This window comes from Burkholderia sp. LMG 13014 (assembly GCF_905232215.1).
Lineage (GTDB): Bacteria > Pseudomonadota > Gammaproteobacteria > Burkholderiales > Burkholderiaceae > Burkholderia.
Genome location: NZ_CAJNKE010000452.1, coordinates 1 through 4847, shown reverse-complemented (window position 1 = coordinate 4847; position 4847 = coordinate 1). Strand labels below are relative to the sequence as shown.

Here is a 4847-nt window from a genome sequence, read left to right as displayed (position 1 = left end):
CGCTCAGCCATTTGCCGGCTCCGATGCGGCCTGCGCCTGCGCCGCGCGATGCGCGTCGAGCGCGGAAAGATGCTCCTGCGCACGCGTGCGCAGCATCCGGCGCACGCGCGTCATGCCGACATCGTGCTGGTACAGGTATTCGTGATCGCGCGCATTCGGCGCGAGGCTTTCGAGGACGTAGCGGTCCTGCTCGAGCACGTCCCAGTGCAGGCCCTCGAGGCGGTTGCGGTACATGAAGCGCCACACGTCGCGCTGCCAGCCGCTGACCTTGCGGGTGCGCCAGAAGTAGACCTGGCAGTTGTCGCCGTCGACCGGCGTCGCGAAGCCGATGATCCCGAAGTTGCCGCCCGGGCCGAACTTCTGCTTGTACGGAATCGCGAGACGCATCCACAGGCAGCCCGTTTCGCCGAGCTCGACCCAGTCGAAGTTCACGTCGCGCTGGCCGATCTTCTCGAACATCAGACCCGTTTCCGTCTTGCGCACGCGCATGTCGGCCTGCTTGTCGCCTTCGGCCATCGAGTGCGAGGTGGCGTGCAGGTATGCGCCGTGCATCGGGTCCATCACGTTGTCGATCGCGTACTGGTAATTGCACTTCCAGTTCGACACGCACAGGAAGTGGCCGTACTCGTCGTCGACCAGTTCCTCGGGCAAATTCAGCGGCGCCGGCTCGCCGTGCGCTTCGTCGCCGAACCACAGGAAGATCGCGCCGGCCTTCTCTTCGACCGGATACGACTTCACGCACTTCGTGCCTTCGAGCGGACAGTTCGATACGGCCGGCACGCGGTTCACGGTGCCGCCGCCGTCGACTTCGATACCGTGATACCAGCAGGCGATGTTGCCGCCGAGGTTCCAGCCGAGCGACAGGCGCGCGCCGCGGTGCGGGCAGCGATCTTCGAGCGCGTGGACCTTGCCGTCGTGATCGCGCCACAGCACGATCTGCTCGGACAGGCGCGTGAGGCCGACAGGCGCATTCGACACCTGCCAGCTCGGCGCGACGGGATACCAGTAGTTCTTGATGCCGCGGTCGAGATAGGCACGGACCGGGTCGTGTTGTGCTGCGTGTTGTTCGGGGGACGTCATCAGTGTGCTCCGGATGCGGTTGTCGTCGGGTCGGCGATCAGCGCTCAAGCGCTCATTCCGCCAGCGCGGCCATTTCGGCGCGGAAGCGCTCGGCGGTCCACGCCGTGCCGTCCGGCGCGCGGAAGCCGATGCGGTTCAGGCCCGCGATGACGTCGTCCAGCTCGATCGCGCCGGCTTCGAACACGCGTTCGAGCGCATCGCCGAGGTCGTTTTCGTATTGGGTCGGTACGGCCTTGCGGTTCTGCCAGACCTGGTTCTCGACCTGGCCGGGGATCTCGATCTGCCCCTTGCCCGCGACGTTGTTCGGCTGCGGCGCCACCCACGGCTTCAGGAAGGGATTGAAGTTGACGGTCGCTTCTTTCATGTCATTCCACCTTGATCTGGATTTCCTCGCCGGCGAGACGCACCGCGTACTGCTTCAGTGCGCGTCCGCCCGGACCCTTCAGGCATTCGCCCGTCTTGATGTCGAACACGGCCTCGTGCAGCGGGCATTCGACCGTGCCTTCGTCGACGAACCCCTGCGTCAGCAGCGCGTACGCATGCGGGCACACGTTCTCGAGTGCGTACACCTCGTCGCCGACGCGATAGATCCCGATCTCGACGCCGTCGGTCCGCTTGAACTCGATCGGCGTGTCTTCCGACAGCGCGCCGGCGTGTCCGGCGCAAACCCATTGTTCAGACATCTCACACCCTTCCTTCTGATCGACTCTCGGTTGGTTCCGATTTGTTCCATACCCGGAACAGCAGTTTATGGATGGTGATTATAGGAGTGACTTTCCACGAGTAAAACAAAAAGGTGTACGCCCTAGGGAAAACACTGACCGTCGGGTCGGCGATCACGTACACCCATCTCATTAAATGAAATTATTTGTTATATGACGGGTATTTACCGGGTTTACGCGGGCTTCGCGCAGCGACGCCGGGCATCGGCCGGAAACCCATCCGTCCCGAAAAAATTATTTTTGATACGGTGCTTGACGCCTCTATACTCCATTCCATCAGAGGCACATTGTTCCTTGTATGGAACACAAAAATGCCCGCCCGATGGCGAAAACGCGCGACGGCCGGCCGTTCCTGCGCATGCCGCCACGGCACGTTTTCATCAGGTTGGAGATTCAGGAGATCAAATGGTCAAGCATGCGGTAGCAGCGGCGGTGATCGGATTGGGCGCCGCGTCGGGCGCGTGGGCGCAAAGCAGCGTGATGCTGTACGGCAGCATGGATGCGGGTGTCGCGTACGTGAACAACGTCGGCGGCCATGCGAAGTGGGCGATGATCCAGGGCAATACGCAGCCCGACCGGTGGGGCCTGAAAGGCAAGGAAGACCTCGGCGACGGCCTGTCGGCGATCTTCCAGCTCGAAAACGGCTTCTATACGAACAACGGCCAGTTCGCGACCGCGAACACGATCTGGAACCGCGCGGCCTTCGTCGGCCTCAGCTCCGAACGCTACGGCACGCTGACGCTCGGCCGCCAGACGCCGCTGTCGTTCGACTATCTCGATCCGCTCAGCACGGCCTACCTCGCGATGAGCTGGTACGCGTTCCACCCCGGCAACATCGACGGGCTCGCCGCGACCGGCAACGTGCCGTACAACAACGCGGTCAAGTACCGCTCGCCGACCTTCGCGGGCTTCTCGGCCGCCGCGACGATGGCGCTCGGCAACACGACGAACTTCTCGACCGGCAAGTCGGTCGGCGTCGCGCTGAACTACGCGAACGGGCCGTTCAAGGCGTCGGCCGTGTACTCGAACGAGCACGACCGCGCGATCCTGATCAGCACTAGCGGCATCACGTCGTTCCAGGGGCAGAACACCGCGACCGGCTATACCGCGAGCAAGGTGGAGAACATCGGCGCGGGCGCGTCCTACCAGTTTGGCGACTTCCTCGTGCATGGCCTGTACACGCGCACGAAGATGCAGTCGAACGGCTTTTCGGATACGTTCCAGAGCTACGACGCGGGCGTGAACTACCGCAGCAGCGCGTTCAACACGATCGCGGGCGGCGCGGCGACCACGACGCTGGCCGGCCGCCGCTGGACGCAGGTCGAGCTCGGCGACATCTATTCGCTGTCGAAGCGCACGCAGCTGTATGCGAACGTGCTGGTTGAACACGGTTCGGGCGGTGCGCAGGCCGCGTTCTTCACGGCAGGCGTGTCGAGCACCGCGAACCAGGTGATCGTGCTCACCGGCATCCACCACTCGTTCTGAACGAACGGTGGCAGGCGTTCAGCGCCTGAAACGACAAGAGCGGCCCGCGGGCCGCTCTTCTTCGTTCACGCATGCCATGTGCACATGCCGTCGCACGCGTCGCGCCGACAACGGGTAGCATCACCGGACCCCGACGAACGGAGACGACCGTGGCCGTCTATTTGCTGGCGCAACTTCGCTTCACGCACCGCGACGCATACGACCGGTATCAGGCCCGCTTCATGGCGGTATTCCGCCGCTTCGACGGCCGCCTGCTCGCGGCCGACGACGCGCCGGTGGCGCTCGAAGGCGAATGGGACCGCAACAAGGTGGTGCTGATGTCGTTTGCCGACGACGCGTCGGCGCGCCGGTTCATCGAGTCGCCCGAGTACCGGGAGATTTCCGAGGATCGCCACGCGGGCGCGGATACGCTCGCGCTGCTCGTGCACGGCCTGCCCGCGTCGCGCGCGTGAGCCCGGCGGCGGCATGGCCACGCGCCGGCCCCGCAGAGCGGAACACTCAGAACATCGCGACCTTGTGGCGCGCGTGCGCGAACGTCGGGTCGCTTTCGAGCGGACGATAATTCAGCCGCTGTGAAAGGTCGACCGCCGCGCCGCACACGGCTTCGACGAGCCGTTCCTTCTCGCGGGCCTCGCCGATCTCCGAGCGCGGCACCGTCGCGGTAATCGCCGCGACGATCGAGCCCGAGTGATCGCGCACGGGTGCGGTCACGGCCGAAATGCCGCTCTCGAATGCCGCCTCGCTCACCGCGTAGCCGAGCCGCGCGTAATGGCGCACGCGTTCGTACAGTTCGTCGACGGTGCCCGGCGTGCGCTCGGTGAACTGCTCGAGCCGCTTTTCCGGATAGAGCTGGCGCAGCGCGTCGCGCGTCAGGTCGCCCATCAACACATGGCCGTGCACGGTGGCATGTGCGGGCAGGCGCGTGCCGACGTGCACCTTCACCGAACCGAACATCGACGTATTGCTCTGCGCCTTCGCGACGAACACGACGTCGCGCTGGTCGCGGATCAGCAGGTGCGTCGACAGGCCGGTCGCGTCGCGCAGCCTTTCGAGCACCGGGGTGCCGAGATCGGTCAGTTCGAGCGAATTCAGATATTCGAAGCCGAGCCGCAGCACGCCGACGCCGAGCCGGAAATAGCGGTCGCCATTCACGCGCTCGAGGAAACCGAGCGCTTCAAGCGTCTGCAGCAGGCGGAACGTGGTCGTGCGCGGAATGCCGATGCGCTTCGACAACTCGGGCGCGCCGAGCACGGGCTCGCGCGCGGAGAATTCGGCGAGGATCCGCAGCCCGCGTTCGAGCCCCGGCACCAGATAGGACGAACCGCCGCCGGACGATTCGTCGTCGCCGGGCGCCGCGGATTCGGGCGCGCCGCTCATCGTTGTCTTGGCCATGTGGACATGGACGGAAGGAAATCAGTCACGAAACAGGTCATGGATCGTCGTGGACGGGCGGCCATGCTACCTCAGCGCGCACGCAGGGTCGCACCCGCGCGCATCGCCGCGGCGCAGCATGCGCATCCACGGCCCCACGTATAGTCATTCACGGTCGAGAGGATAGCA

The 4847-nt window shown here is 65.0% G+C and carries 6 protein-coding genes; 2 read left to right on the top strand and 4 right to left on the bottom strand.

Annotated elements, in window-relative coordinates; all coding sequences use genetic code 11:
• Positions 1-3 precede the first annotated feature (3 nt).
• The 3 genes from JYJ84_RS28425 to JYJ84_RS28415 are packed head-to-tail and all read right to left on the bottom strand — an operon-like array spanning position 4 to position 1763.
• Entirely contained in the window at positions 4-1080 is a 1077-nt protein-coding gene (locus JYJ84_RS28425; RefSeq protein ID WP_089452518.1) for an aromatic ring-hydroxylating dioxygenase subunit alpha, read from the bottom strand.
• Positions 1081-1132: 52 nt separating this feature from the next.
• The gene (locus JYJ84_RS28420) at positions 1133-1444 is read right to left on the bottom strand and encodes a recombinase-like helix-turn-helix domain-containing protein (protein WP_122947451.1); all 312 of its coding nucleotides are present in this window, start codon (positions 1442-1444) and stop codon (positions 1133-1135) included.
• 1 nt (position 1445) lies between these two features.
• Positions 1446-1763 carry a non-heme iron oxygenase ferredoxin subunit gene (locus tag JYJ84_RS28415; protein ID WP_006758060.1) on the bottom strand — a complete coding sequence of 106 codons (318 nt, stop codon included), beginning with the start codon at positions 1761-1763 and terminating at the stop codon, positions 1446-1448.
• 444 nt (positions 1764-2207) lie between these two features.
• Between JYJ84_RS28415 and JYJ84_RS28410 the strand changes: the two genes are divergently transcribed.
• Both JYJ84_RS28410 and JYJ84_RS28405 read left to right on the top strand, forming a co-directional pair.
• A complete protein-coding gene (locus JYJ84_RS28410) occupies positions 2208-3287 on the top strand; it encodes a porin (RefSeq protein WP_122947452.1) in 1080 nt (359 codons plus the stop codon).
• A gap of 149 nt (positions 3288-3436) precedes the next feature.
• Positions 3437-3739, top strand: coding sequence for a DUF1330 domain-containing protein (locus tag JYJ84_RS28405; RefSeq protein WP_122947453.1), 303 nt, complete (start codon positions 3437-3439; stop codon positions 3737-3739).
• Positions 3740-3785: 46 nt separating this feature from the next.
• Here the strand turns inward: JYJ84_RS28405 and JYJ84_RS28400 are convergent, their stop codons facing one another.
• Positions 3786-4679: an IclR family transcriptional regulator gene (locus JYJ84_RS28400; protein ID WP_122947454.1), complete on the bottom strand. Its 894-nt coding sequence runs from the start codon at positions 4677-4679 to the stop codon at positions 3786-3788.
• Positions 4680-4847: the final 168 nt, after the last annotated feature.